The organism is Mumia sp. zg.B53, from assembly GCF_019550935.1.
In the GTDB taxonomy this organism is placed as follows: Bacteria; Actinomycetota; Actinomycetes; order Propionibacteriales; family Nocardioidaceae; genus Mumia.
The window spans coordinates 746,880-773,092 of the sequence record NZ_JAHWCK010000001.1 but is presented as its reverse complement, the minus strand read 5'-3'; the positions used below and the strand labels follow the sequence as shown (position 1 = coordinate 773,092).

General features: G+C 69.0%; 21 protein-coding genes. 19 read left to right on the top strand and 2 right to left on the bottom strand.

Translation table 11 applies throughout. The features are described 5' to 3' along the window. Positions 1-27 precede the first annotated feature (27 nt). The 16 genes from rplA to KV102_RS03735 all read left to right on the top strand — a co-directional run bounded on the left by rplA (position 28) and on the right by KV102_RS03735 (position 15,204). A complete protein-coding gene (gene rplA / locus KV102_RS03810; protein ID WP_220342092.1) occupies positions 28-741 on the top strand; it encodes a 50S ribosomal protein L1 in 714 nt (237 codons plus the stop codon). A 135-nt stretch (positions 742-876) separates the two neighbouring features. After that, the gene (locus tag KV102_RS03805; protein WP_220342091.1) at positions 877-1,683 is read left to right on the top strand and encodes a DUF6612 family protein; all 807 of its coding nucleotides are present in this window, start codon (positions 877-879) and stop codon (positions 1,681-1,683) included. Positions 1,684-1,955: 272 nt separating this feature from the next. Beyond that, positions 1,956-2,540: a 50S ribosomal protein L10 gene (gene rplJ, locus KV102_RS03800; protein WP_220342090.1), complete on the top strand. Its 585-nt coding sequence runs from the start codon at positions 1,956-1,958 to the stop codon at positions 2,538-2,540. A 56-nt stretch (positions 2,541-2,596) separates the two neighbouring features. Continuing rightward, on the top strand, positions 2,597-2,986 hold the full coding sequence (rplL, locus tag KV102_RS03795) for a 50S ribosomal protein L7/L12 (RefSeq protein WP_220342089.1): 390 nt from the start codon (positions 2,597-2,599) through the stop codon (positions 2,984-2,986). A 301-nt stretch (positions 2,987-3,287) separates the two neighbouring features. Continuing rightward, positions 3,288-4,316 (top strand): DUF6801 domain-containing protein, encoded by a 1,029-nt coding sequence (locus tag KV102_RS03790; protein WP_220342088.1) that lies wholly within the window; start codon positions 3,288-3,290, stop codon positions 4,314-4,316. A gap of 66 nt (positions 4,317-4,382) precedes the next feature. Further along, a complete protein-coding gene (locus KV102_RS03785; RefSeq protein ID WP_220342087.1) occupies positions 4,383-5,372 on the top strand; it encodes an ABC transporter ATP-binding protein in 990 nt (329 codons plus the stop codon). Further along, entirely contained in the window at positions 5,369-6,148 is a 780-nt protein-coding gene (locus tag KV102_RS03780) for an ABC transporter permease (protein WP_301021467.1), read from the top strand. Before KV102_RS03785 ends, KV102_RS03780 begins: the two co-directional genes overlap by 4 nt. Before the next feature lies 1 nt (position 6,149). Continuing rightward, positions 6,150-6,977 carry an ABC transporter permease gene (locus KV102_RS03775; protein ID WP_220342086.1) on the top strand — a complete coding sequence of 276 codons (828 nt, stop codon included), beginning with the start codon at positions 6,150-6,152 and terminating at the stop codon, positions 6,975-6,977. Continuing rightward, positions 6,977-8,293: an MCE family protein gene (locus KV102_RS03770; RefSeq protein ID WP_220345332.1), complete on the top strand. Its 1,317-nt coding sequence runs from the start codon at positions 6,977-6,979 to the stop codon at positions 8,291-8,293. Before KV102_RS03775 ends, KV102_RS03770 begins: the two co-directional genes overlap by 1 nt. After that, complete coding sequence (locus KV102_RS03765) at positions 8,290-9,402, top strand: MCE family protein (protein ID WP_220345331.1); 1,113 nt, start codon at positions 8,290-8,292, stop codon at positions 9,400-9,402. The genes KV102_RS03770 and KV102_RS03765 overlap by 4 nt, the downstream gene beginning before the upstream one ends. Then, a complete protein-coding gene (locus KV102_RS03760; RefSeq protein ID WP_220342083.1) occupies positions 9,390-10,373 on the top strand; it encodes an MCE family protein in 984 nt (327 codons plus the stop codon). The genes KV102_RS03765 and KV102_RS03760 overlap by 13 nt, the downstream gene beginning before the upstream one ends. After that, entirely contained in the window at positions 10,370-11,608 is a 1,239-nt protein-coding gene (locus KV102_RS03755) for an MCE family protein (protein WP_220345330.1), read from the top strand. Before KV102_RS03760 ends, KV102_RS03755 begins: the two co-directional genes overlap by 4 nt. Beyond that, positions 11,608-12,714 (top strand): MCE family protein, encoded by a 1,107-nt coding sequence (locus tag KV102_RS03750; RefSeq protein ID WP_220342081.1) that lies wholly within the window; start codon positions 11,608-11,610, stop codon positions 12,712-12,714. Before KV102_RS03755 ends, KV102_RS03750 begins: the two co-directional genes overlap by 1 nt. Further along, positions 12,711-13,979 carry an MCE family protein gene (locus tag KV102_RS03745; RefSeq protein WP_220345329.1) on the top strand — a complete coding sequence of 423 codons (1,269 nt, stop codon included), beginning with the start codon at positions 12,711-12,713 and terminating at the stop codon, positions 13,977-13,979. The genes KV102_RS03750 and KV102_RS03745 overlap by 4 nt, the downstream gene beginning before the upstream one ends. Beyond that, positions 13,946-14,530, top strand: coding sequence for a hypothetical protein (locus KV102_RS03740; protein ID WP_220342079.1), 585 nt, complete (start codon positions 13,946-13,948; stop codon positions 14,528-14,530). The genes KV102_RS03745 and KV102_RS03740 overlap by 34 nt, the downstream gene beginning before the upstream one ends. Next, positions 14,527-15,204: a hypothetical protein gene (locus KV102_RS03735; protein WP_220345328.1), complete on the top strand. Its 678-nt coding sequence runs from the start codon at positions 14,527-14,529 to the stop codon at positions 15,202-15,204. The genes KV102_RS03740 and KV102_RS03735 overlap by 4 nt, the downstream gene beginning before the upstream one ends. A 35-nt stretch (positions 15,205-15,239) precedes the next feature. Here the strand turns inward: KV102_RS03735 and KV102_RS03730 are convergent, their stop codons facing one another. Beyond that, positions 15,240-15,953, bottom strand: a complete 714-nt coding sequence (locus KV102_RS03730; protein ID WP_308290218.1) for a class E sortase — start codon at positions 15,951-15,953, stop codon at positions 15,240-15,242. Positions 15,954-16,285: 332 nt separating this feature from the next. Between KV102_RS03730 and rpoB the strand changes: the two genes are divergently transcribed. The 3 genes from rpoB to KV102_RS03715 all read left to right on the top strand — a co-directional run bounded on the left by rpoB (position 16,286) and on the right by KV102_RS03715 (position 25,005). Continuing rightward, positions 16,286-19,756, top strand: coding sequence for a DNA-directed RNA polymerase subunit beta (rpoB, locus tag KV102_RS03725; RefSeq protein ID WP_255560553.1), 3,471 nt, complete (start codon positions 16,286-16,288; stop codon positions 19,754-19,756). 85 nt (positions 19,757-19,841) lie between these two features. Beyond that, the gene (locus KV102_RS03720; protein WP_220342075.1) at positions 19,842-23,720 is read left to right on the top strand and encodes a DNA-directed RNA polymerase subunit beta'; all 3,879 of its coding nucleotides are present in this window, start codon (positions 19,842-19,844) and stop codon (positions 23,718-23,720) included. A gap of 130 nt (positions 23,721-23,850) precedes the next feature. Further along, positions 23,851-25,005: an acyltransferase family protein gene (locus tag KV102_RS03715; protein ID WP_220345326.1), complete on the top strand. Its 1,155-nt coding sequence runs from the start codon at positions 23,851-23,853 to the stop codon at positions 25,003-25,005. Here KV102_RS03715 and KV102_RS03710 read toward each other — a convergent pair. After that, positions 24,934-26,127, bottom strand: coding sequence for a hypothetical protein (locus KV102_RS03710; RefSeq protein ID WP_220345325.1), 1,194 nt, complete (start codon positions 26,125-26,127; stop codon positions 24,934-24,936). The two genes, KV102_RS03715 and KV102_RS03710, sit on opposite strands and share 72 nt — an antisense overlap. Positions 26,128-26,213 lie beyond the last annotated feature (86 nt).

Below are 26,213 nucleotides of genomic sequence, written 5' to 3'. Positions count from 1 at the left end.
ACGACTGGTAGAGAGAGAAGAACCAGAATGTCTCAGCACAGCAAGGCGTACGAGAACGCCGCCAAGAAGATCGACAAGGACGCGCTGTACGCCCCGCTCGAGGCGATGGAGCTCGTGAAGCAGTCAGGGTCGAAGAACTTCGACTCGACCGTCGACGTGTCGATGCGCCTCGGCGTCGATCCCCGCAAGGCCGACCAGATGGTCCGCGGCACGGTCAACCTGCCCAACGGCACCGGCAAGACCGCTCGCGTCCTCGTGTTCGCGACCGGCGCCAACGCCGACGCGGCTCGCGAGGCGGGTGCCGACTACGTGGGCTCCGACGACCTCGTCGAGAAGATCCAGGGCGGCTGGCTCGACTTCGACGCCGTCGTCGCGACGCCGGACATGATGGGCAAGGTCGGTCGCCTGGGTCGTGTGCTCGGCCCCCGCAACCTGATGCCCAACCCCAAGACCGGCACCGTGACGCCCAACGTCGCCAAGGCCGTCTCGGACATCAAGGGCGGCAAGATCGAGTTCCGCATCGACCGCCACTCCAACCTCCACTTCGTGATCGGCAAGGCCTCGTTCAGCACCACCGCGCTGGCCGAGAACTACGCCGCCGCGCTCGACGAGGTCCTGCGGCTCAAGCCGGCCAGCTCGAAGGGGCGCTACCTCAAGAAGGTCACCGTCTCGACGACGATGGGCCCGGGCGTCCCGATCGACCCGAACCGCACCCGCAACATCGTCTCCGACGAGGAGTGACGGCCTCCTAGGCCGTACGCACGACGCCGCAGGCGCCGCTTCCCTGAGGGAGGCGGCGTCTGCTGCATTCCCCGTCCTCCCAGGGCCGGTGGAGAGGAAAGACGGGATGATCGTCCCGCGGGGTACCGTGGACGCATGCGCACGCGAACCCTGACGACCGCACTCGCGGCCCTCGCTCTCGCCCTGACCGCCGGCTGCGGAAGCAGCGCCGACGTGGCCGCCGACGGTGGCGGCGGCTCCGGTGCCGCTGAGTCGTCGACGGGTGGCGGCGCGGGAGACGGCGCCACCGTCCTCACGACGAGCAACTTCGCCGAAGAGATCACCGGTGCCCAGCTGAAGGCCCAGACGACGCGGCTGACGATGACGATGAGCAGGGGCCGTCAGACGATGAAGGCCGAGGCGGACGTCAAGACGGCGAGCGACCCCCGCAAGAGCGCGATGGACATGTCGATGGACATGTCGGGGGAGTCGATGAAGATCATCATGGTCGACGGCACCCTCTACACCAAGGCCGAGGGGATGGCCGACGGCAAGTGGATGAAGATCGGCATCGACGACGTCTCCGGCGCCGTCGGCGGGTCCTTCGACCAGATGCGCGAGTCGATGGACCCGACGGCGAGCCTCCAGAAGCTCAAGGGCGCCATGAAGGATCTCAAGGACACCGGCGAGACCGAGATGATCGACGGCGTCGAGACCAAGCGCTACGACGCGGTGCTCGACACCTCCAAGATCACCGAGCTCCAGGGTTCGGCGGCCGCCAGGCTGCCCGACGAGATCACCTACCAGTACTGGGTCGGCCCGGACGACCTCCCGCGCAAGGTCGTCTTCGACGTCGCTCAGATCAAGAGCGAGATCACCTTCAGCGACTGGGGCAAGAAGGTCGAGGTCACCGCACCGCCGGCCGACCAGGTCACAGACGCGTCGTCGATGCTCGGCGGCTGACCCGGCGATTTGGTGCTGCGCGGTTCGGTCACGTAGTCTGGACGTTGCCGAAGACCGCCGGTCGTCCGCGACTCGCCCGCAAGGGAGTGTCACGGATCGAAGGTCCCGCTCACGCGGGCGGCCCGCGCAGGTTTCACCGAGTGAGACGCACTACCGTGCGCCACGCCCCGTGCCCTGCGCCGGGGCGTTCGTCGTTTCCGGGCTCGCTGCGCCGGTGGCCTTCGTACGAACCAGGTGCCTGCCGCACGGCGGGTACGACACGAAGGAGAACCATGGCGCGACCGGACAAGGCCGCAGCGGTTGCCGAGCTGGCGGACGAGTTCCGCAGCTCCAACGGCGCTGTGCTGACCGAGTACCGCGGTCTCACCGTGAAGCAGCTGCAGGACCTGCGGCGCTCGCTCGGTGAGAACGTCAACTACGCCGTGTCCAAGAACACGCTGACCAAGATCGCGGCCCGCGACGCCGGTGTCGACGGTGTCGACCACCTGCTCAACGGCCCGACCGCCATCGCCTTCATCAAGGGTGATCCGGTCGAGGTCGCCAAGGGTCTGCGTGACTTCGCCAAGGCGAACGACAAGCTCGTCATCAAGGGCGGCTTCCTCGAGGGGAAGGCGCTCGACTCTGCCGAGATCACGAAGCTTGCCGATCTCGAGTCGCGCGAGGTTCTCCTCGGTCGACTCGCGGGCGGCATGAAGGCGAACCTCTCGAAGGCCGCCGCACTGTTCCAGGCACCGCTCGCCCAGGCGGCGCGTGCTGTGGGAGCCCTGCAGACCAAGGTCGAGCAGGAGACTCCCGCACCCTCGGCTCCGGCCGAGACCGAAGAAGCCCCGGCCGCGGCCGAGGGCTCCGAGGGCTAGGGCCCGATCACGTATCCGACCCCCCCTCGGGGTCCCCAACAGGAAGGACGCCAACCATGGCGAAGCTCAGCACCGAGGACCTGCTCGACGCCTTCAAGGAGATGACCCTTCTTGAGCTCAGCGAGTTCGTGAAGCAGTTCGAGGACACCTTCGACGTCACCGCTGCCGCTCCGGTCGCGGTCGCCGCGGCTCCTGCCGCCGGCGGCGCCGGCGAGGCTGCCGCTGTCGAGGAGAAGGACGAGTTCGACGTCGTCCTCGAGTCGGCCGGCGACAAGAAGATCCAGGTCATCAAGGAGGTCCGTGCGCTCACGAGCCTCGGTCTCAAGGAGGCCAAGGACCTCGTCGAGGGTGCGCCGAAGGCGATCCTCGAGGGTGTCAACAAGGAGGCCGCCGACAAGGCCAAGGAGTCCCTCGAGGGCGCCGGCGCCACTGTCACGCTGAAGTGACCTCAGCTCTCTGAGGCTGCGCTCAGCGCACGGAGGCACGTCCTCCAGGCTCGTCGAACGGGCGTCCACCCCCCTGTGGGGTGGGCGCCCGTTCGCGCGTCCTGGGGCAGGTGCGACATCCCGGGCTCGGCAGGGAGTAACGTCGGTCCCATGACGTGACCTGGGTCACGACCTGGAGGGTCTCAGTTCGGGTTCTGTGGGTTGTGTCACAATGCAACTTCTGGTTACAGTCACGGTTATTACCCGGGAGTAGCACCGCTGCTCCCGGAGACCACACGGTCGCTTCTGGGAGGAGATCCGGATGCGCGTCAGCGCCGCCGCACGTCGAGGGACCGCGCTCATGGCCGCCGCAGCGCTGGTGGGAGGGGCGATGCTCGCCCTGGCCCCCGTCGCGGCCGCCCAGCCGGCCTCGGTCAACCAGGTCGCCTACACCTGCGAGTCCGACAACGAGATCATCAACACCTCTCTCGGCGGCCCGCAGCGGTTCCTGGTGAATGCGCGCACCACGCTCCCGGACGCGGTCCAGTCGGGCGACACGATCCCCGCCACGGCCGCTGAGCTCGACCTCATCCTTCCTCCCGCGCTGGTGACCCGTATCCGCGAGAAGATGGAGGTGACCACGGTCGGCGGTGCGGCGACGTCCACAGTCCTGCTCCAGGGTGTCGCCGCCGGCGGCAAGCTCGTCGACACGCTGGAGCCCCAGGTTCGCGGCCTCAGCTCGCCGATGGTTCCCGTGCCGGCGTCGGGCCAGCTGCTGATCCCGGCCAAGGGCACCGTCGACCAGATCACCGTCCCTGACTTCCCGGAGGGCTCGAACGGTCTGATCTACGTCCAGATGCCCAAGGTCTTCACGCTCAATGCCAAGCTCAACCCGCCCGTCATCGGCGCGATCAGCGAGACCGAGCTGACGTGCACCCGCAACGAGGACACCGCGGCTGCCCGAGTGATCGGCACCATCCCCGTCGGCGAGGGCTGCGAGCAGACCGACTGCCCGCTGCCGAGAACCGGTGGGACGCCCGGTGGCGGCGGCAACGGTGGCGGCGACGACGGTGGCGCGGGCGGCGGTGGCGCGGGCGGCGGTGGTGGCGCCGGCCAGGACCCGCCGGTGATCAACCCGCCCGCGAACGCCCCCGGCAACGACTCCGGCGGATCTGGTGGCTCCGGCGGATCCGGGAGCGGCGACGGCGATCCCGGCGTCGCCCCGTACACGACCACGGCGCTCCCCGCGACGGGTTCGCCGGTCGGCGTCGGCCTGATCGCCCTCCTCGGCATCGCCGCGGCAGGTCGCCTCGCCCTCGCCGTCCGCACTCGTCGTCGCGCCAAGGCCTGACGTCCCCCTGCTGATCCTTTGTGGCCCCTCGCCGGTCGAGGAGCCCGTCCCCCCGAAGGAGCTCCGATGGGAGTCGAGGTACGCGTCGAAGGCCTGACGAAGTCCTTCGGCAAGCAGACGATCTGGCGTGATGTCTCGCTGACCCTGCCCGCTGGGCAGATCAGCGTCATGCTCGGACCGTCAGGCACCGGCAAGTCCGTCTTCTTGAAGGCCCTCATCGGCCTCCTCAAGCCCGACGAGGGCCACATCTTCATCGAGGGCACCGACATCGCGACGTGCACCGAGCGGGACCTCTACGACATCCGCAAGCTGTTCGGCGTCCTCTTCCAGGACGGCGCGATGTTCGGGTCCATGACGTTGTTCGACAACGTCGCCTTCCCGCTGCGCGAGCACACGCGCAAGTCGGAGAGCGAGATCCGGGAGATCGTCATGGAGAAGATGACGATGGTGGGCCTGGTCGGTGCCGAGGACAAGCTCCCCGGCGAGATCTCGGGCGGCATGCGCAAGCGCGCCGGACTCGCCCGTGCCCTCGTGCTCGAGCCGGAGATCGTGCTCTTCGACGAGCCCGACTCCGGTCTCGACCCGGTCCGTACGGCCTTCATCAACCAGCTGATCGTCGATCTCAACGCCCAGATCGAGGCGACGTTCCTGATCGTCACCCACGACATCAACACGGCGCGCACCGTGCCGGACAACATCGGCTTGCTGTTCCACCGGCACCTGGCGATGTTCGGGCCGCGCGAGATGCTGCTCTCCAGCGAGGAGCCGGCGGTGCGTCAGTTCCTCAACGCCCAGACCATCGGCCCCATCGGCATGAGCGAGGAGAAGGACGCCGACGAGCTGGCGCTGGAGGACCACAGCACCCTTCCGCCGCTGCCCCCGATCCCGCTCCAGATGCTGCCGTCCGACGGCCGGCCGCGGCCGACCCAGGCGCCGCCGGGCGCGTGGTGCGCCACCCACGGCGTCACGCCGCCGCCGGGCTCCTTCCTCGACGACGCGACGTCCCTCGGAGCGGTCGGCGTGCAGCAGCCGGTCCGGTCCGGCGGTGCGGTGTGAGTGCCGCAACCGTCATCACGGCGCCGCTGGCGACTGCAGGCAAGCTCTTCGCGTTCGGGGCGGACGTCGTGGTCAGCGTCTTCCGCCGGCCGTTCCAGGTGCGCGAGTTCATCCAGCAGGCGTGGTTCATCGCCTCGGTGACGATCATCCCGACGGCGCTGGTCGCCATCCCGTTCGGTGCGGTGATCGCGCTCCAGGCCGGCAGCCTCATCCAGCAGTTCGGCGCCCAGTCGTTCACCGGCTCCGCCGCCGTCCTCGCCGTGGTCCGGGAGGCGGGACCCATCGCGACCGCGCTGCTGGTCGCAGGTGCCGGCGGCTCCGCGATCGCTGCGGACCTCGGCGCGCGCAAGATCCGCGAAGAGCTCGACGCGATGATGGTGCTCGGCATCGACCCGATCCAGCGGCTCGTCGTGCCGCGCGTCCTCGCGTGCATGCTGATCGCCGTCTTCCTCAACGGCCTGGTCAGCGTGGTCGGCGTGGTCGGCGGCTACGTCTTCAACGTCGTCCTCCAGGGCGGCACGCCCGGTGCCTACCTCGCGTCCTTCACGGCGCTCGCCCAGACCGCCGACCTGTGGCAGGGCTTGGCGAAGGCGCTCGTGTTCGGCTTCATCGCGGCGATCGTCGCCGCCTACAAGGGCATGAACGCCGACGGAGGCCCCCAAGGCGTCGGGCAGGCCGTGATGGAGTCCGTCGTCGTGACCTTCCTGCTCCTCTTCATGGCGAACTTCGTGATGAGCGCGCTCTACTTCCAGCTCGTCCCGGCCAAGGCGTTGTGACATGGCCGACGTGAGAGCGATCTACCAGCGACCCCTCGGAGGGCTGGACGCGCTCGGGCGGCACCTCGCCTTCTATCTGCGGGTGATCGCCTGGGTCCCGCGGACGGTCGTGCACTATCCGCGGGAGATCCTCCGCATCCTCTCGGAGGTCACGTTCGGCCGCGGGGCGCTCGCCGTCATCGGCGGCACCGTGGGTGTCATCAGCGCGATGTCGTTCTTCACCGGCACGGAGGTCGGCCTCCAGGGGTTCACCGCCCTCGACCAGCTCGGCACCAGCGCGTTCTCCGGCTTCTTCTCCGCCTACTTCAACACCCGCGAGATCGCTCCGCTGGTCGCGGGCATCGCGCTCGCGGCCACCGTCGGCTGCGGGTTCACCGCCCAGCTCGGCGCGATGCGCATCTCCGAGGAGGTCGACGCCCTCGAGGTGATGGCCGTGCCGTCCCTGCCGTACCTCGTGACGACGCGGGTGATCGCCGGTCTGGTCGCGATCGTCCCGCTCTACGTCGTCGGCCTGCTGGCGTCGTACTTCGCGACCCGGCTGACCGTGACGGTGATCTACGGCCAGAGCACGGGGACGTACGACCACTACTTCACGCTCTTCCTCCCTCCGGAGGACGTGCTGTGGTCGTTCGTGAAGGTGATCGTGTTCGCCGTCGTCGTCATCCTGATCCACTGCTACTACGGCTACTACGCGTCGGGCGGCCCCGTCGGCGTCGGCGTCGCCGTGGGCCGGGCGGTGCGCACGTCCATCGTCATGATCAACGTCGTGGACCTGATGATGTCGATGGCCATCTGGGGGACGACGACGACCGTGAGGCTGGCCGGCTGATGGCGCGCACCCCTGCTCTCGACCGTCCGGGCGCCCTCCGCGCGCTGGGTGTCGTCATGCTCGCGCTGCTGATCCTTGCGGTCTACGCGACGTACGCGGTGTTCACCAAGCAGTTCTCCGGCGACGTCCCGGTGACCATCCGCAGCGAGAGCGTCGGCCTGCAGCTCAACCGCAACGCCGACGTCAAGCTCCGCGGAGTCATCGTGGGCCGGGTCTCCGACATCACCTCCGACACCGGACGCGCCACGATCCACCTGATGATCGACCCCGACTACCAGCCCCTCATCCCCTCCGACGTAGAGGCGCTCATCGTGCCGAAGACGCTGTTCGGCGAGAAGTTCGTCGACCTGCAACCGGTGGCGGCCTCGGCCGGTACCCCGATCGAGTCCGGCGACGTCATCGCGCAGGCCGACCTGCCGGCCGAGGTCGAGACTCTCCTGGTGGACCTGGACCCGATCCTCACCGCGCTCAACCCGGCCGACCTCTCCTACACGCTCAACGCGGTGGCCGAGGCGTTGGACGGCCAGGGGGAGGCGATCGGCGCATCCCTCGAGACCCTCGAGGCCTACCTCCAGAAGATCACCCCGCTCGCCCCGCGGATCGTCGAGGACATCACGCTCCTCGGCGAGACGGCGCAGACCTACGCCGACGTGATGCCCGAGGTCGGGCAGACGCTGCGCAACGCGGTCGTCACCGGCAACACGCTGACCGGCCGCAAGGCGCAGCTGCAGGCGCTCTTCGTCGAGACGGCAGCGTTCGCGACCACCGCCGACGCATTCCTCGACCGGACCGGCGACGACCTCATCACGCTCGCGCGTCAGTCCCGTCCGACGCTCGAGCTGCTGGCCGACTATGCCCCGACCATCGGCTGCGTGCTGAAGGGGGTCGACCGGCTCAAGCCGCGCATCGACTCGGCGTTCCGAGACAACCGGGCCCACGTCACGGTCGAGTTCGCGGCGCGCTCGCCGCGGGCGTACGACCGCCGTGACGCCGCCGACCTCCCGCCGGTCAGCGGGGGCGGGAGTGCGCTCGACCCGACGTGCTCGACCCTGCCCTCGACCCCGTACGACGGCTCCCGGCCCGCTCCGGGCATGAGCAACGCCCTGCTCCGCCAGCTGGGCATCGACGGCCCGCTCGGCAAGGCCGCCCCGCTGGTGGCACCCGCCAGGGTGAGCCCCGCCGGCTCGCAGGCCGAGGAGCAGCAGATCGATGCCGTGCTCGCGCCGGCGCTGGGTGTGGCGGCCGAGGACGTGCCCGACGTCGCGCAGGCGCTGGTCGGACCGGTGCTGCGTGGGGCGGAGGTGACGTTCGGATGAGTCGCCGCCGACGCCGCCGTACGCTCGACCCCCGGCTCGACCGCAAGACCAGCGGAGCGCTCGTCCGCCTGCTGCTGTTCCTCGTGGTCACCGGGACGCTCACCGGGATCCTCGCCGTCGTGATCGGCAACGTCTCGTTCCTCGACACCAAGGAGTACAAGGCGGTCTTCGCCGACGTCACGAGCCTCGTCGAGGGCGACGACGTCCGGATCGCCGGGGTGCGCGTGGGCAACGTCGTCGGTGTGCGGGTCGACTCCGACGCGACTGCCGAGGTCACCTTCAGCGTCGACTCCGACGTGACCCTGACAGAGAGCACCCTGGCGACGCTGCGCTACCGCAACATGATCGGCCAGCGCTACCTCTCGCTCACCGAGGGCGCCGAGGGGACGAGCCGGCGCCTCGAGCCGGGTGACACGATCCCGATGTCGAGGACGCAGCCCGCGCTCGACCTCACCGTCCTCTTCGCCGGCTTCAAGCCGCTCTTCCAGGCGCTGTCGCCCGACGACACGAACCAGCTGGCGTACGAGCTCATCCAGGTCTTCCAGGGCGAGAGCGGCACCGTCGAGTCGCTGCTCGGTCACACCGCGTCGCTGACCCAGACCCTCGCCGACCGTGACGACCTGATCGGGTCGGTGATCACCAACCTGACGACGGTGCTCAAGTCGTTCAACGCCCGCGACGCCGAGCTGTCCAGCACGATCTCGACCCTGCAGCAGCTCATCACCGGGCTGAAGGACGACCGGGGGGTCCTCACCGGCTCGCTCGACGACATCGCGTCGCTGACCAACGAGACGGCCGGGCTCCTCACCGCGGTGAGGCCCGACCTCACCGCCGACATCTCGCACCTGCGGGACCTCACCGCACAGATCGGCACCAAGCGTGCACGCCAGGCCCTCGACAGCACCCTCCAGATCCTTCCGATCAAGATCGACCGGATCGGCAGGACCGGCCAGTACGGCTCGTTCTTCAACTTCTACGTCTGCGACGTCGGCATCGACGGCAAGCTGCCGTCGTTGAGCGGGGTGCCGGGGTGGGAGAACGCCCGCCCGTTCAAGACCACCAGGCGCGTGACCGTGACGGGACCAGGGGTGAGCCGATGCGTGCGATGAAGCCGTTCCGCGAGCGCAACGCCGCCGTCGTCGGTGCGGTGAGCGTGCTCGTGATCGCCCTGTTCCTCGTGGTGGCCAGCCAGGCGAGCAAGCTGCCGCTGGTCGGCAGCGGGCCGACGTACGCCGCCGAGTTCACCGAGGTCGGCGGCCTGAAGAAGGGTGACGACGTCCGGATGGCTGGTGTGCTGGTCGGGGAGGTCGACGACCTCGAGCTGGAGGGCGACAAGGTGCGCGTGTCGTTCCGGATCAAGGACGAGCGCGACCGCCTCGGGAAGGCGACAGGCGCATCGGTCCGGATCAAGACGCTGCTCGGGACGATGTACGTCAGCCTCGAGCCCGCAGGGGGCGGCACCCTCGAGCCGGGGAGCGTCATCCCCGCCTCGCGGACGACCCCTCCGTACGACATCGTCCAGGCGTTCTCCGACCTCAGCGAGACGACCCAGCAGATCGACACCGACCAGCTGGCGTACGCGATGCGCACCCTCGGAGAGGTCACGTCGAAGACGCCGGAGGAGTTCCAGAAGGCGGTCCGGGGTGTCACCGCGCTGTCGGAGAACCTCGCCGCTCGGGACGCCGAGATCAAGACGTTGCTCAAGAACATCGACGGCATCTCCGGTGTGCTCGCCGACCGCAACTCCGAGGTCGTGTCGCTGTTCGAGGACGGGGGAGTGCTGTTCGAGGCGCTCACCCAGCGCCGGCAGGCCATCCACGACGTCCTGGTCGGCGTCACCCGCATGTCCGACGAGATCCAGAAGCTCGTCGCGGACACGAAGGCCGACCTCAAGCCGGCGCTCGACCGTCTCGCCGGCGTGGTGAAGGTCCTGAAGGCCAACGAGAAGAACATCGAGTCGGCCCTCGAGCAGCTGCCGGCGTTCTACTCCATGGTGGCGAGCAACGGAGGCAACGGACCGTGGCTCGACGGGTTCCTCTACAACCTGCTGAGCATCCTCGGACTGGAGGACGGACTGTGAGCGCCGACGTCACGCGCGCCCCCCGGGTCTCCCGTCGCGTCGTCGAGGGCGTCGCGGCGGTGCTCGTCCTCGCACTCGTCGCGGCCCTGGTCGTGATCCTGCTGCCACGGTCGGAGAAGCAGACGGCGACCGTCGACTTCGACCGGACCGTCTCCCTCTACGAGGGGTCGACCGTGCGCATCCTCGGGGTCGACGTCGGGACGGTCGAGTCCATCACGCCGCGCGGGTCGACCGTCCGGGTCAAGATCTCGTGGGACGCCGACTACGCGGTGCCCGCCGACGTCACCGCGGTGATCGTGTCGCCCTCGGTGGTCGGGGACCGCTTCGTCCAGCTCACGCCGGCGTACGCCGGCGGCCCCAAGCTCGCCGACGGCGCTCACCTCGACCAGGAGCGCTCGGCCACTCCGACCGAGCTCGACGAGAGCTACGAGGCGCTCGACCGGGTGGCGAAGGCGCTCGGTCCGCAGGGAGCGAACGCCGACGGAGCCCTGAGCACGCTCCTGGAGACGTCGGCTGACAACCTCGACGGCCGGGGCGAGGAGATCCGCCGCAGCATCGCCGCACTCGCCAAGGTGACGACGACGGCCGACGGGTCCAAGGACGAGCTCTTCTCGTCGATGGAGAAGATCGAGCGCTTCGTCTCGGCGCTCGAGCAGAACGACGCCTCGGTGCGGTCGTTCAACTCGAGTCTCGCCGACGTGTCGACGGTGCTGGCGGGGGAGCGCGACGACCTCCAGGCGGCCCTGCGAGAGCTGGCGGCGGCCCTTGGCACGGTCCAGTCGTACGTGGCCGAGAACCGTGCGAGCCTCCGCAAGAACGTCGACGGGCTCGCCGACGTCACCGAGTCGCTCGCCGACCAGCGCAAGAACCTTGCCGCACTCCTGGACCGCGGGCCCAAGGCGCTGTCCAACCTGGCGACGGCCTACAACCCGACCACGGGCACCCTCGACACCCGCGCCACCATCCTGCGCAAGGACGACGGCAGGTACCGCACGCTCACCGAAGCGGTGTACGTCGGGGCTTACTGCGGTCTGGCCTCCAACCAGAACCCGAAGTACAGGACGACGTGCTACGCCCTCTCTGATCAGCTGGTGTGGTGGCTCGCCGACCAGGCGAGGCGTACGAGCTCCGACGGAGCCGCGTCCCCGGCCGCCGAGCCGCCGGCACCCGGCGACGCCGGTGGGGCGGACGCCTCGGACGACGCCGGTCTCGTGGCTCTGATGGGGGTGGCGTGATGCGTGAGACGTTCGGACGCGCGAGGGCGGCGGTGGTGCTCGCGGCTGCTCTGGTGCTGACGGCAGGATGCGGACGCGGCAGCGTCGGAGACCTTCCCCTCCCCGGTGGCGCCGACCTGGGTGACGACCCGTACACCGTCGTCGTGGAGTTCGAGGACGTCCTCGACCTCGTGCCGCAGAGCGCGGTGAAGGTCAACGACGTCTCCGTCGGCCGGGTGACCGACGTGGCGCTCGACGGGTGGCAGGCCGTCGTCACGATGAAGGTCAACGGCGACGTCGAGCTCCCCGACAATGCCCTCGCCGCGATCCGCCAGACCAGCATCCTGGGCGAGAAGTTCGTGTCGCTCGCCCCGCCTCCCTCGGGCGCGCAGGGCCGGTTGTCCGAGGGTGACCGCATCCCGCTGGTGCGCTCGGGCCACACCCCCGAGGTCGAGCAGGTCCTCGGCGCACTCTCGCTCGTCCTCAACGGCGGGGCGGTGGACAAGATCCAGGTCATCGCCCGCGAGCTCAACGCGGCCACGACCGGGAGAGAGGCCAACATGCGCACGCTCCTGCGTCGCCTCGACGAGTTCGTCGGCACGGCCGAGGCCTCCAAGAAGGAGATCGTCGTCGCCATCGAGCAGATCGACGCGCTCGCGAAGGCGACCAGGACTCAGCAGTCCGCGATCGACGACGCCCTCGACGACCTGCCGGCAGCGCTCCAGACCGTGAACGCGCAGCGGGCCAACCTGGTGCGCATGCTGGGAGCGCTCAACACGCTGAGCGGCGTCGGCACCGAGGTCATCGTCAAGTCCAAGCAGTCCGTCGTCGCAGACCTGAAGGCGCTCAACCCGGTGCTGGACAACCTCGCCTCCGCAGGGGACGCGCTGATCAGCTCGCTCGAGGTGCTGCCGACGTTCCCGTTCCCCGACAGCCTGCTGGGAGACAACCCCGAGCAGGCGGCGGCGTACCAGATGGGCGACTACACCAACGTGTCCCTCGACTTCACCACCGACTTCACGAAGACCATCGGCCTCATGACCGAGGCCGAGCGGGCGTCGCTCAAGGCGGCCCTGCGCAGTGACGACGTCGCAGGCGTGATGGCGCGGACGGTGGTGGCGCCGTGATCACCCGTCGCGTACGCGTGCAGCTCGTGCTCTTCCTCGTGATCACGCTCGTGGGCATCGCCTACGTCGGGGCGACCTATGCCCGGCTCGACCGGCTGATCGGCGGCAGCGGCTATTCCGTCACCGTCCAGATGGCCGAGTCGGGCGGCATCTTCACCGGTGCCGACGTGACGTACCGCGGCGTGAGCGTCGGCCGGGTCAAGGAGATGTGGCTGACCGCTGACGGTGTCGACGTGGAGGTGCGGATCGACGAGGACGCGCCTCGGATCCCCGCTGACACCGCGGTCGTCGTCGCCAACAAGTCCGCCGTCGGCGAGCAGTACCTCGACTTCCAGCCCGAGGGGGCCGCCGGGCCGTTCCTCGGCGAGGACGACGTGGTCGCCCGTGAGCGCACCCGCGTCCCGGTCGACACCCGCACCTTGATCACCGACGTGAGCGGGCTGCTGTCGTCCGTCGACGCCGACGACCTCAGCACCGTCATCACCGAGCTGGGGGCGGCCTTCGAGGGGTCGGGCAAGGACATCCGCACCACCATCGACGCGACGAGCTCGTTCATCACCAAGGCCGACCAGAAGTACGCGATGACCGCCGACCTGATTCGCGAGTCGACCACGGTGCTCCAGACCCAGGTCGACGGCCAGGACGACATCCGCGCGTTCGCCACGAACCTGCGCGACCTCTCGACCGCCATGCGGACCTCGGACCAGGACCTGCGCACCGTTCTCGACACGGGCGCCCCGACCGCGGCCACGCTCCGGACCGTCCTCAGCGAGAACGCCGACGACATCGCGTCGCTGCTCAGTGACGCGATCCGGCTCAACACCGTGGTGCGCGGACGCCTCGACGGGATCCGTGGGGTCCTCGTCATCGCCCCGTACGGCGTCGAGAGCGCCTTCTCGATCATCGCCAAGGACTCGCGCACCGGCCAGTACGCCGCGCGCATGAGCCTCTCGCTGCAGCCGGAGAACGCCCCGTGCGAGACCGGCTACCTGCCCCGGTCGCGCCAGCGGACGCCGTTCGACCGCACCCCGACGGCGTGGCAGCGTGCGTTCGCGTGCGCCGAGCCGCAGCCGCGGTCCGCGGCCGCCGCCAAGGGGGGCACGAGCCCCGCGGGGGTGACACGTGACGAGAGCGAGGTTCTCGGTACGTACGATGTGGCGACGGGTCAGGTGGACGTCGGCGGCACGACGACGATCCCTGACGCCCCGGACCTCGGGAAGGAGTCCTGGAAGTGGATGCTGCTCGGACCGGCGGTCGCACGCTGACCCGCACCCGCCTGCTCGCTGTGGCGCTCGCGGCGGTGGTGGTCGCCGGGGTGGTGGTCGGCGTCGTCGCGCTCGTGCGGGGTCCGCAGATCCCGGCGTACGCCGACGCGGCCGCCCGCCAGGACGTCCGGGCGGCGACGGAGAAGTTCGCGACCAGCGTCAACTCCTACGACGTCAAGGACCTCGACCCGTACGTCGCTCGCGTGAAGCCGCTGCTGACCGACGATCTCGCCGTGCAGTTCGAGGCGTCGACCAAGGACCTGCTCGGACAGTTCGCCGACACGGGGATCGTGTCGAAGGGCAACGTCGAGCAGGTGGCGATCGAGAGCATCGACGACGACAGCGCCGAGGTGCTCGCCGCGATCACGGTGGAGACCGAGCCGAAGGACGTCCAGGTGGGTCAGCCTCGGCTCCGCTGGCGTGTCGCGCTGGTCCGTGAGGGAGACCGCTGGTTGGTCGACAGCTTCACCAACGTGACGGTGGAGACGGCCGCGACGCCGGCCCCGGGTGCCGCACCGACGCCGACGCCGACGCAGGGGAGCGGGTCATGAGCAACCGACGGCCTCGGATCGCGGGGGAGCGGCGACGTCCCGCCACGCCCGGTGACGAGCACGACGAGCCGGTGGAGGGCCCCGAGCCGTCCGTCGAGGAGGGTGGTAGCGACGCCGTCGAGGCGGCTCCCGAGGCCCGTCCACGCGCGCCGCGGACCCCACGGGCCCCGCTGTCACGACGTGCCCGGATCGTCCTCGCCACCCTGGCCGTGCTCGCCGTCGCGGCGGTGGCCTTCGCGGTCGTGGCGACGCTGGCGGTCCGCCAGACCGAGGGCGACGCCGAGGCACGGGTGGACGCCGCCGAGAAGGCCACCTCGGCGGCGTCGTCCGCGCTCGAGTCGACGCTCAGCTATCGGCACGCGACGGTGACCGAGGACCTCGAGGCCGCCACCGAGCGGATGACCTCGGACTTCGCCAAGGAGTACGAGCAGCTGGCACCGCAGGTCGCCTCGGCGGCCAAGCAGCGCAAGATCGACGTGACGGCGACGGTGCGTGCGATCGCCCCGCTCGAGTGCGGTCAGGAGTGCTCGGACTCGCGCGTCCGCGTGCTCGCGTTCGTCGACCAGTCCCGCACGCTCGACGGGAAGCCCGGATCGCCCGCCGCGCTGTCGGTCGTGGTGAGGATGCAGAAGGTCGACGGCGACTGGCTGGTCGCGGAGATGACGACGACGTAGGCCCTGAGCCGGGGCGATCTCACCCCGTCCGGACCTCAGACGTGGCGGGAGTCGACCAACCGGCCGAAGGCGACCGACCGGTTGTCGGTGTGGAAGATCTCCGAGCACGTGGTCAGCGTGATGATCGCTCGGGTCGGCTTCGCGCGGGACCGCTGGCTCTTGGTGCGCCGGGCCTTCTCGGGCACGGGCTGCACCACCCAGATGTCGCTGAAGTCCACGATCGTGTCGGTGCCGGACCCCTCCAGGACGTAGGTGTAGACGTGCGTCCGGGTCTCGACGACGACCTTGTCACCCGCCCGGAGGTCGGGGAAGTCCTTGAAGGGCTGCCCGTTCGTGATGCGGTGGCCGGCGACGGCGAAGTTGCCCAGCTGCCCGGGGCGCTGGGTGTCGGGGAAGTGACCGACCCCGGAGGTCAGGGCTGAGTCGTCGACGCCCTCGACCACGGGGACCTCGAAGTCGGAGCCGAACCGCGGGATCCGCATCACGGCCATCGCCTCGCCGATCCGGACGGTGTCCGTCGTGGCGTCGCCCCCGCGGTTGCCCGACCAGTCGTCGGCCAGTGCGACGGCCATCTCGCCCTGGCGCTGCTTGGCGACGATGTTGGTCCCGACGTACTTCCAGGCGAACCATCCGCCGCCCACCACGAGGACGAGTGTCAAGAAGCCCGCGAGCAGCCGGCCGGGCCGCAGGTGGGGGGTCGGCTTCAGCTCCGGGCGCTCGCGGCGCGGCGGTGCGAGGTCGGCGGGCACGGCGGGCTCCTCCTGGCGTCTCGGACCCGTGGTAACACAGATCACATCAAGGGTGACACACTGTTCGAGCAGTCGGTCGAGGACGCCGGGGGAGCAGTCCCGGAGCGCGACGCGTCCACACCGAAATGCTCGCGCTGCTTGACCTGAGCGCCGGATGCGTTCATCATCGACGGCAAAGGCTTGACACCCTGGGTTGAAATCTGCCCACTGTGGCGTCTAGACTGTTTCTTTGCGCCTCCTACCTCCTGCCCACAGCCCCTTGACGGGGGCCGTTCGGCATGGGTCCGGACGGTGCCGCAACCGGGAACTGCGAGCCTTTGGAAGGACCCCTCTTGGCTTCCTCGCGCACTGCCGCCACCTCCGCCAAAACCAACCCCCGTCGTGTCTCCTTCGCCAAGATCTCTGAGCCCCTCGAGGTGCCGGAGCTGCTGTCGCTCCAGACGTCCAGCTTCTCCTGGCTGATCGGGGACGAGGGCTGGAAGGCCTCGGTCGAGGAGCAGCTTGCCGCCGGTCGCAACGACGTCTCCCGGAAGTCCGGTCTGGAGGAGATCTTCGAGGAGATCTCTCCGATCGAGGACTTCTCCGAGACGATGTCGCTGTCGTTCCGTGACCACCGCTTCGAGCCGCCCAAGAACTCGGTCGAGGACTGCAAGGACCGTGACGTCACGTACGCCGCGCCTCTCTTCGTCACCGCCGAGTTCATGAACAACGAGACCGGCGAGATCAAGAGCCAGACCGTCTTCATGGGTGACTTCCCCCTGATGACGGACAAGGGCACCTTCATCATCAACGGCACCGAGCGGGTCGTCGTGTCCCAGCTCGTCCGCTCGCCGGGCGTCTACTTCGAGCGCACGCCCGACAAGACGTCCGACAAGGACATCTACACCGCCAAGGTGATCCCGTCGCGCGGCGCCTGGCTCGAGTTCGAGATCGACAAGCGCGACCAGGTCGGCGTCCGCCTCGACCGCAAGCGCAAGCAGAGCGTGACGGTCCTGCTCAAGGCCCTCGGCATGTCCGAGGCGGAGATCCTCGAGCAGTTCGGCCAGTACGACTCGATCCGCGCCACCCTGGAGAAGGACAACACGTCCGGCCAGAGCGACGCGCTGCTCGACATCTACCGCAAGCTGCGCCCGGGCGAGCCGCCGACGACCGAGGCCGCCCAGCAGCTGCTGGACAACTACTACTTCAACCCCAAGCGCTACGACCTCGCCAAGGTCGGTCGCTACAAGATCAACAAGAAGCTCGGCACCGACGAGGCCTTCGACCAGCAGACGCTGACCATCGAGGACATCGTCTCGGTGATCAAGTACATCGTCGCGCTGCACGCCGGCGAGACCGAGCTCGAGATGCCGGCCGGCTCGACGTTCGTCGAGGCCGACGACATCGACCACTTCGGCAACCGCCGCCTGCGCAGCGTCGGCGAGCTCATCCAGAACCAGCTCCGTACGGGTCTCGCCCGCATGGAGCGGGTCGTCCGCGAGCGGATGACGACTCAGGACGTCGAGGCCATCACGCCCCAGACCCTGATCAACATCCGCCCCGTCGTGGCGGCGCTGAAGGAGTTCTTCGGCACGTCGCAGCTGAGCCAGTTCATGGACCAGAACAACCCGCTCGCGGGCCTGACGCACAAGCGTCGTCTCTCGGCCCTCGGCCCGGGTGGTCTGTCTCGTGAGCGCGCCGGCTACGAGGTCCGTGACGTCCACCCGTCGCACTACGGCCGCATGTGCCCGATCGAGACCCCCGAGGGTCCCAACATCGGTCTGATCGGTTCGCTGGCGTCGTACGGTCGCATCAACTCGTTCGGGTTCGTCGAGACCCCGTACCGCAAGGTCGACGGCATCCGCGTCACCGAGGAGATCGAGTACCTCACCGCGAGCGACGAGGACCGCTACGTCATCGCCCAGGCCAACTCGCGCCTGAACGAGGACGGCACCTTCGCCGAGGATCGCGTGCTCGTCCGCCAGCGTGGTGGCGAGGCCGAGCTCGTCCCGGCCGACGAGGTCGACTACATGGACGTCTCGCCGCGCCAGATGGTGTCGGTCGCGACGGCGCTCATCCCGTTCCTCGAGCACGACGACGCCAACCGCGCGCTCATGGGCTCCAACATGCAGCGCCAGTCGGTCCCGCTGATCCGCAACGACGCGCCGCTCGTCGGCACCGGCATGGAGTTCCGTGCCGCCGTCGACGCCGGTGACGTGACGGTGGCCAAGGCCCCGGGCGTCGTGACCGAGGTCAGCGCGGACTTCGTCGAGGTCATGCAGGACGACGGCATCTACAAGACCTACCGGCTGTCGAAGTTCACCCGCTCCAACCAGGGCACCTGCATCAACCAGCGTCCGCTGGTCAAGGAGGGCGACCGCCTCGAGAAGGGCTCGCCGATCGCCGACGGTCCCTGCACCGACGAGGGCGAGATGGCGCTCGGCTCCAACCTCCTCGTGGCGTTCATGCCGTGGCAGGGCCACAACTACGAGGACGCGATCATCCTCTCGCAGCGTGTCGTCCAGGACGACGTGCTGACCTCGATCCACATCGAGGAGCACGAGGTCGACGCGCGTGACACCAAGCTGGGCCCGGAGGAGATCACCCGCGACATCCCGAACGTCAGCGACGAGATGCTCGCCGACCTCGACGAGCGCGGCATCATCCGGATCGGCGCGGAGGTCTCCAACGGCGACATCCTCGTCGGCAAGGTCACGCCCAAGGGCGAGACCGAGCTCACCCCGGAGGAGCGTCTGCTCCGTGCGATCTTCGGCGAGAAGGCGCGCGAGGTCCGCGACACCTCCCTCAAGGTGCCGCACGGCGAGTCCGGCACGGTCATCGGCGTCCGCGTCTTCGACCGTGAGGAGGGCGACGAGCTGCCCCCGGGCGTGAACCAGCTGGTCCGCGTCTACGTGGCGCAGAAGCGCAAGATCTCCGACGGTGACAAGCTCGCCGGCCGCCACGGCAACAAGGGCGTCATCTCCAAGATCCTCCCGGTCGAGGACATGCCGTTCTTGCCCGACGGCACCGCCGTCGACATCATCCTCAACCCGCTCGGCGTGCCAGGCCGGATGAACGTCGGTCAGGTTCTCGAGACCCACCTCGGGTGGGTCGCGAAGACCGGCTGGGACATCGGTGAGAGCAAGGGCGAGTGGGCCGAGCGCCTGCGCTCCATCGGCGCAGACCGTTCGCCGATGGACTCCAACGTCGCCACCCCGGTGTTCGACGGTGCGCGCGAGGACGAGATCCAGGGACTCCTGGCCTCGACCCTCCCGAACCGTGACGGCGAGCGGATGGTCGGCCGTGACGGCAAGGCGATGCTGTTCGACGGACGTACGGGTGAGCCGTTCCCGGCACCGATCTCGGTCGGCTACATGTACATCCTGAAGCTGCACCACCTCGTCGACGACAAGATCCACGCACGGTCGACGGGTCCGTACTCGATGATCACGCAGCAGCCGCTCGGCGGTAAGGCGCAGTTCGGTGGACAGCGGTTCGGCGAGATGGAGGTGTGGGCCCTCGAGGCGTACGGCGCGGCCTACGCCCTGCAGGAGCTCCTGACCATCAAGTCGGACGACATCCTCGGACGTGTGAAGGTCTACGAGGCGATCGTCAAGGGCGAGAACGTCCCCGAGCCAGGCATCCCGGAGTCGTTCAAGGTTCTCGTCAAGGAGATGCAGTCGTTGTGCCTGAACGTCGAGGTCCTCTCGTCCGACGGCACCGCGGTGGAGATGCGTGACGCTGAGGAGGACGTGTTCCGGGCTGCTGAAGAGCTCGGGATCGACCTCTCGCGCCGCGAGCCCGCCAGCGTCGAGGAGGTCTGAGTCGCCGGGGCGCGGCACTCTCTGAGTCCGCGCCCCGCCTCCGGCCTCGTCCACAGATTTTTCATCACGAAGGAAAGAAGACAACGTGCTCGACGTGAACTTCTTCGATCAGCTCAAGATCGGCCTTGCCACCGCCGACGAGATCCGTGGGTGGTCCCACGGTGAGGTGAAGAAGCCCGAGACGATCAACTACCGCACGCTCAAGCCCGAGCGCGACGGTCTGTTCTGCGAGAAGATCTTCGGTCCCACGCGGGACTGGGAGTGCTACTGCGGCAAGTACAAGCGTGTCCGCTTCAAGGGCATCATCTGCGAGCGCTGCGGCGTCGAGGTGACCCGCTCCAAGGTGCGTCGTGAGCGCATGGGACACATCGAGCTCGCCGCTCCCGTCACCCACATCTGGTACTTCAAGGGAGTTCCCAGCCGGCTGGGCTACCTCCTCGACCTCGCGCCGAAGGACCTCGAGAAGGTCATCTACTTCGCCGCGTACATGATCACGCACGTCGACGAGGACGCGCGTCACCGCGACCTGCCCTCGCTCGAGGCCAAGATCGACGTCGAGCGCAAGAACCTCGAGTCGCGTCGCGACAACAACATCGAGCAGCGCATGGCGAAGTTCGAGGAGGACCTCGGTGCGCTGGAGGCCGAGGGCGCCAAGGCCGACGCCAAGCGCAAGGTCAAGGACGCCGCCGAGCGCGAGGTCAAGCAGATCCGTGACCGCGCCCAGCGCGAGATCGATCGTCTGGACGAGGTCTGGAGCCGCTTCAAGAGCCTCAAGGTCCAGGACCTCGAGGGCGACGAGCTGCTCTACCGCGAGATGACCTACCGCTTCGGCAAGTACTTCGAGGGCTACATGGGCGCGCAGGCGATCCAGAAGCGCCTCCAGGACTTCGACCTCGCGGCGGAGGCTGTGAGCCTCAAGGAGACCATCGCGACCGGCAAGGGCCAGCGCAAGACGCGAGCCCTCAAGCGCCTCAAGGTCGTCTCGGCCTTCATGTCGGGAGACAACCGGCCCGCCGGCATGGTCCTCGACGCGGTCCCGGTGATCCCGCCGGAGCTGCGGCCGATGGTCCAGCTCGACGGTGGCCGCTTCGCCACCAGCGACCTGAACGACCTCTACCGTCGCGTCATCAACCGCAACAACCGGCTCAAGCGTCTGCTCGACCTCGGCGCGCCGGAGATCATCGTCAACAACGAGAAGCGGATGCTCCAGGAGGCCGTCGACTCGCTGTTCGACAACGGCCGTCGTGGACGGCCGGTCACCGGACCGGGCAACCGCCCGCTCAAGTCGATCTCCGACATGCTCAAGGGCAAGCAGGGTCGCTTCCGCCAGAACCTGCTCGGCAAGCGCGTCGACTACTCGGGCCGTTCGGTCATCGTCGTCGGCCCGCAGCTCAAGCTGCACCAGTGCGGTCTGCCCAAGCAGATGGCGATCGAGCTGTTCAAGCCGTTCGTGATGAAGCGTCTGGTCGACCTGAACCACGCGCAGAACATCAAGTCGGCCAAGCGCATGGTCGAGCGCGGCGCGCGCGCCGAGGTGTGGGACGTCCTCGAAGAGGTCATCTCCGAGCACCCGGTGCTGCTCAACCGTGCACCCACCCTGCACCGGCTGGGCATCCAGGCGTTCGAGCCGCAGCTCATCGAGGGCAAGGCCATCCAGATCCACCCGCTCGTCTGCTCGGCCTTCAACGCCGACTTCGACGGTGACCAGATGGCCGTCCACCTCCCGCTGTCGGCCGAGGCGCAGGCTGAGGCACGCGTCCTCATGCTGTCGACCAACAACATCCTCAAGCCCGCCGACGGTCGTCCGGTCACCATGCCGACGCAGGACATGGTCATCGGGCTGTACTTCCTCACGCTCGAGCGTGACGGACAGCCGGGCGAGGGTCGCGCGTTCTCCTCGGCGTCCGAGGCGAGGATGGCGTTCGACCGTGGCGAGATCGCGCTCCAGAGCAAGATCAAGATCCGCTTCCCCGAGGTCGTGCCCCCGGCCGACGTCGAGGTCCCGGAGGGCTGGAGCCGCGGCGACGCCCTGACGCTGGAGACCACGCTCGGACGTGTCCTCTTCAACGAGGCGCTCCCGGTCGACTACGCCTACGTGAACTACCAGGTCGGCAAGAAGCAGCTCGGTGTGATCGTCAACGACCTCGCCGAGCGCTACAGCAAGGTCGAGGTCGCCGCGTCCCTGGACGCGCTGAAGGACACCGGCTTCCACTGGGCCACGCGGTCCGGCGTCACGATCTCGATCGAGGACGTCGTCACCCCGAGCCGCAAGCAGGAGATCCTCGCCATCTACGAGGATCAGGACGCCAAGGTCCAGAAGCAGTTCCAGCGCGGTCTGATCACCGACGACGAGCGTCGCAGCGAGCTCATCGAGATCTGGACCCAGGCCACCAACGAGGTCTCCGCCGAGATGGAGAAGACCTTCACCGAGGACAACCCGATCTGGATGATGATCCAGTCGGGCGCTCGCGGCAACATGATGCAGATGCGTCAGATCGCCGCGATGCGAGGCCTGGTGGCCAACCCGAAGGGCGAGATCATCCCGCGCCCGATCAAGGCGAACTACCGCGAGGGTCTGTCGGTCGTCGAGTACTTCATCGCGACCCACGGCGCGCGCAAGGGCCTGGCCGACACCGCGCTCCGTACGGCGGACTCCGGCTACCTGACGCGTCGCCTGGTCGACGTCAGCCAGGACGTCATCATCCGCGAGGAGGACTGCGGCACCGAGCGTGGTCTGCCCAAGCGGATCGCGGACCGTCTGCCTGACGGCCGGCTCGTGCTGGCGGAGAACGTCGAGACCTCGGCGTACGCCCGCAACGCGGCGACCGAGATCACCCACCCGGAGACGGGTGAGGTCCTTGTCGAGGCCGCCGGCGACCTCGGAGACCCCGAGATCGCACGGCTCGTCGCGGCCGGGATCGAGGAGATCAAGGTCCGTACGGTGCTGACCTGCGACGCCAAGACCGGCACCTGCGCCAAGTGCTACGGCCGTTCGCTGGCGACCGGCAAGCTCGTCGACATCGGCGAGGCCGTCGGCACCATCGCGGCCCAGTCGATCGGTGAGCCCGGCACCCAGCTGACGATGCGTACCTTCCACACCGGTGGTGTGGCCGGTGACGACATCACGCACGGTCTGCCGCGTGTCGTCGAGCTCTTCGAGGCGCGTCAGCCCAAGGGCCGCGCGCCGATCTCGGACGCCGCCGGACGCGTGACGATCGACGACAGCGACAAGGCTCGCAAGCTCGTCGTCGTCCCGCACGACGGGTCTGAGCCGCACGAGTACCCGGTGTCCAAGCGCTCGCGTCTCCTCATCGCCGACGGCGACGAGGTGGAGGTTGGGCAGCAGCTGACGCACGGCACGCCGGATCCGCAGGAGGTTCTGCGCATCCTCGGCGTCCGCCGGGCTCAGGAGCACCTGGTCGACGAGGTCCAGGAGGTCTACCGCAGCCAGGGCGTGGCCATCCACGACAAGCACATCGAGATCATCGTGCGGCAGATGCTGCGTCGCGTCACGGTCATCGACCAGGGCGAGACCAAGCTGCTGCCGGGTGACCTGCACGACCGTGCGACGTTCGAGGAGGCCAACCGTCGCGTGGTGGCCGAGGGCGGGCAGCCTGCATCCGGCCGTCCGGTGCTGATGGGCATCACGAAGGCCTCCCTCGCGGTCGAGTCGTGGCTGAGTGCCGCGTCTTTCCAGGAGACGACCCGTGTCCTCACGGAGGCGGCGATCCAGGGCAAGTCGGACCAGCTCCGTGGCCTGAAGGAGAACATCATCATCGGCAAGCTGATCCCGGCGGGCACCGGCCTCGAGCGGTACCGCAACGTTCGGGTGGAGCCCACCGAGGAGGCGCGCCAGGCGGCGTACGCGGTGACCGGGTACGAGTCGTACGACTACGACTTCGGCAACACCGGGGGCCAGTCCGTCGCGCTGGACGACTTCGACTTCGGCAGCTTCTCCGGCTGATCGACGAGGTCCTGACGAGGGCCCCCGGGAGCATCTGCTCCCGGGGGCCCTCGCACGTCGTGCACCGTTCGCCGCGTGTTCTCGGGCCCTCTCAGGATGCGTTAAGGAGCGGGTGGTTACGTCGTGCCAGATGTCTACGACGCTGATGCAGCCCCGAGCAGACGCCGACAGCTCCGTCGACGCAGCGGCCCGACCGGCGGCGCGCGATCCTCTTCTCGACAACGCCCGCTACTGGGTGATGCTCCTGGTGGTCGCCGGGCACGCGTTGCAGTACCTCCTCGACGTCCCTGCCGCCCGGGGCACCTACGCCTGGATCTACGCCTTCCACATGCCCGCGTTCGTGCTCGTCTCGGGCTACGTCTCGCGACGCTACGAAGGCTCGCCCAAGCAGACGCGAGCGCTCGTCACGACACTCGTCGTCCCCTACATCGTCCTCAACATCGGTCTCGACGGGTTCCGCGCGGTGCTGGACGGCAAGCCCCTCGACATCAACCTGCTCGACCCGGCGTGGTCCACCTGGTTCCTCATCGCCCTGGTCGCCTGGCGACTGTCGACCCCGCTCTGGCAGGTGGTGCGGGCGCCGGTGCTGGTCGCGATCGCCGTGAGCCTGGTGGCCGGACTGTGGCAGGTGAGCAACGTCGTCTCGATCCACCGCATCCTCGGTCTGCTGCCGTTCTACGTGGCGGGGATGTACCTGCGGCCGGCGCACTTCGCGTTCCTCCGCCGTCCGCTGGTCCGTGTCGTGTCGGCGCTCGCCCTGGCCGGCACGTTCGCCTGGTGCCAGCTGCGTCACGAGGGCTGGTACGTCTCGTGGCTCTACTGGCGTGACGCCTACGCCGAGTCGCCCCTCGAGGCCGACGCCCTGGGCGGCCTGACGACGCGCGCGGGCCTGCTCGTGGTCGGGTTCGCCCTGACCGCCGCGGTCCTGTCGGTCATCCCGCGGCGCGTCGACGTCACGACCGGCCTCGGCCGCCGCACGATGAACGCGTACTTCCTCCACGGGTTCGTGATCATCGCCCTGGCCCACGTCGGCGCGTTCGACCTTCTGGCCGAGCTGGGCCCGTACTGCGTGCCGATCGTCCTCGTCGGCGCGGCCCTCCTGGGCACCGCGCTGATGTCGGAACGCGTCGCGCGTGCCGTCGGGCCGCTGCTCGCCCCACGGATGGAGTGGGCGTTCCGCCGCCCGGCGGAACGCCCAGACGAGCCCGGCCGCTCAGCCGCGCGAGGGCGGGGCGTAGAAGAGCGCGATGTAGTTGCCGCGTCCGGCCTGGGTGAACGTCGCTGAGACGGTCGGGCCGTTCTTCGGCGTCACGGCGCGGTAGGTGGTGCTGATCTCGGTGCGGTCCTCGATGACGTCCTGGACGGGGTCGCCGGCCGTGCTGTAGGCCAGCACATAGCTGCGTGCGATCGCGTCGGCGTTGGCGCCGCGCTCGACGAGGATGCTGGCGAAGGCGGGCCGGTCGCCCGAGAGGAGCAGCGCCGAGTCGTCGCGCAGCTTCCACTGCGGGGTGATGAGGTCGCCGCCGGTGGCAACCGGGCGCGAGACCGGGAGCTTCGGCCACGTGCCCTCCACCTGCGGGGCCGGCGGCAGAGGCGCGGTCGTCGCCGGAACCTTCTCCGGAGCGGGCAGGACCTGCGGCTCGCCCTCGGCCGGGGTGTCGGTCTCCTCGTCGAGCGCCTCCCACGCCGGCCGCATGTCGGGGGGATCGGTGGCCACGACGGTGTACGTCATCACCGGTTTGCCCTGGGCGCCGGCGGGGGACTGCTGCGTCCGCAGGTTGCCCGGGTCGATGGTCACCGAGACCCGGACCCCGACGTCCTCGGTGGTGCGCCCCGTCACGTCGAACGAGCAGCCGGTGTAGACGCCGTCTGACGCGGTGCAGAATCGCGACCACGCGTCAGGGTCGAGCTCGAGCGCGGGCATGGCCTCGGCCACCTGGGCGAGCACGTTGCTGAACACCTCGCCGGGGTCGCCGTCGATCCTCAGCAGCGCCGTCGTCGTGTCGGGCTCCGGCGGCTCCGAGAGGATCGCGAAGCTGTCGTCGGTGGGGAGCGGGTTGGGGGGCTCGGTCGGTGTCGGTGTCGTCTCGCCCTGGTTCTCGACGGCGTCGGCGGCCGCCTCGAGTGCCTGACGACGCTCAGCCTCGGCCAGGACCGGCTCGTACGCGGCGAGCAGCTCAGGGCTTCGTTGACGCACGAGCGGTCCGAGCTGGGTCGCCCCGTCGGGAACGGTGAAGGAGTAGACGATGGGCGTGCCGGAGAAGCTCTCGTGCTGGGCCACGTCCACCTTGAGGCTGGTGTGGGTGGTCGCAGAGGGGTCGGGTCGTGCCGGCGCGAGCGGGCTGCACGCGCCAAGGCCGAGGACCAGGGTCGCTGCGAGCGCAGCGGCCACTGTCGACCGGTTCATCCGTCCACCTCCAGATCAAGCCCCCGAACACCCTAGAGCAACGTGGTCAGGTGCCCGACAAGTGCCCGTGACGCCGTATTGTCATC

Excerpts from the sequence above, each read along its gene's own strand:
- rplA (WP_220342092.1), top strand. The coding sequence starts at position 28 with ATGTCTCAGCACAGCAAGGCGTACGAGAACGCCGCCAAGAAGATCGAC.
- KV102_RS03805 (WP_220342091.1), top strand. The coding sequence starts at position 877 with ATGCGCACGCGAACCCTGACGACCGCACTCGCGGCCCTCGCTCTCGCC.
- rplJ (WP_220342090.1), top strand. The coding sequence starts at position 1,956 with ATGGCGCGACCGGACAAGGCCGCAGCGGTTGCCGAGCTGGCGGACGAG.
- rplL (WP_220342089.1), top strand. The coding sequence starts at position 2,597 with ATGGCGAAGCTCAGCACCGAGGACCTGCTCGACGCCTTCAAGGAGATG.
- KV102_RS03790 (WP_220342088.1), top strand. The coding sequence starts at position 3,288 with ATGCGCGTCAGCGCCGCCGCACGTCGAGGGACCGCGCTCATGGCCGCC.
- KV102_RS03785 (WP_220342087.1), top strand. The coding sequence starts at position 4,383 with ATGGGAGTCGAGGTACGCGTCGAAGGCCTGACGAAGTCCTTCGGCAAG.
- KV102_RS03775 (WP_220342086.1), top strand. The coding sequence starts at position 6,150 with ATGGCCGACGTGAGAGCGATCTACCAGCGACCCCTCGGAGGGCTGGAC.
- KV102_RS03770 (WP_220345332.1), top strand. The coding sequence starts at position 6,977 with ATGGCGCGCACCCCTGCTCTCGACCGTCCGGGCGCCCTCCGCGCGCTG.
- KV102_RS03765 (WP_220345331.1), top strand. The coding sequence starts at position 8,290 with ATGAGTCGCCGCCGACGCCGCCGTACGCTCGACCCCCGGCTCGACCGC.
- KV102_RS03760 (WP_220342083.1), top strand. The coding sequence starts at position 9,390 with ATGCGTGCGATGAAGCCGTTCCGCGAGCGCAACGCCGCCGTCGTCGGT.
- KV102_RS03750 (WP_220342081.1), top strand. The coding sequence starts at position 11,608 with ATGCGTGAGACGTTCGGACGCGCGAGGGCGGCGGTGGTGCTCGCGGCT.
- KV102_RS03735 (WP_220345328.1), top strand. The coding sequence starts at position 14,527 with ATGAGCAACCGACGGCCTCGGATCGCGGGGGAGCGGCGACGTCCCGCC.
- KV102_RS03715 (WP_220345326.1), top strand. The coding sequence starts at position 23,851 with ATGTCTACGACGCTGATGCAGCCCCGAGCAGACGCCGACAGCTCCGTC.
- KV102_RS03710 (WP_220345325.1), bottom strand. The coding sequence starts at position 26,127 with ATGAACCGGTCGACAGTGGCCGCTGCGCTCGCAGCGACCCTGGTCCTC.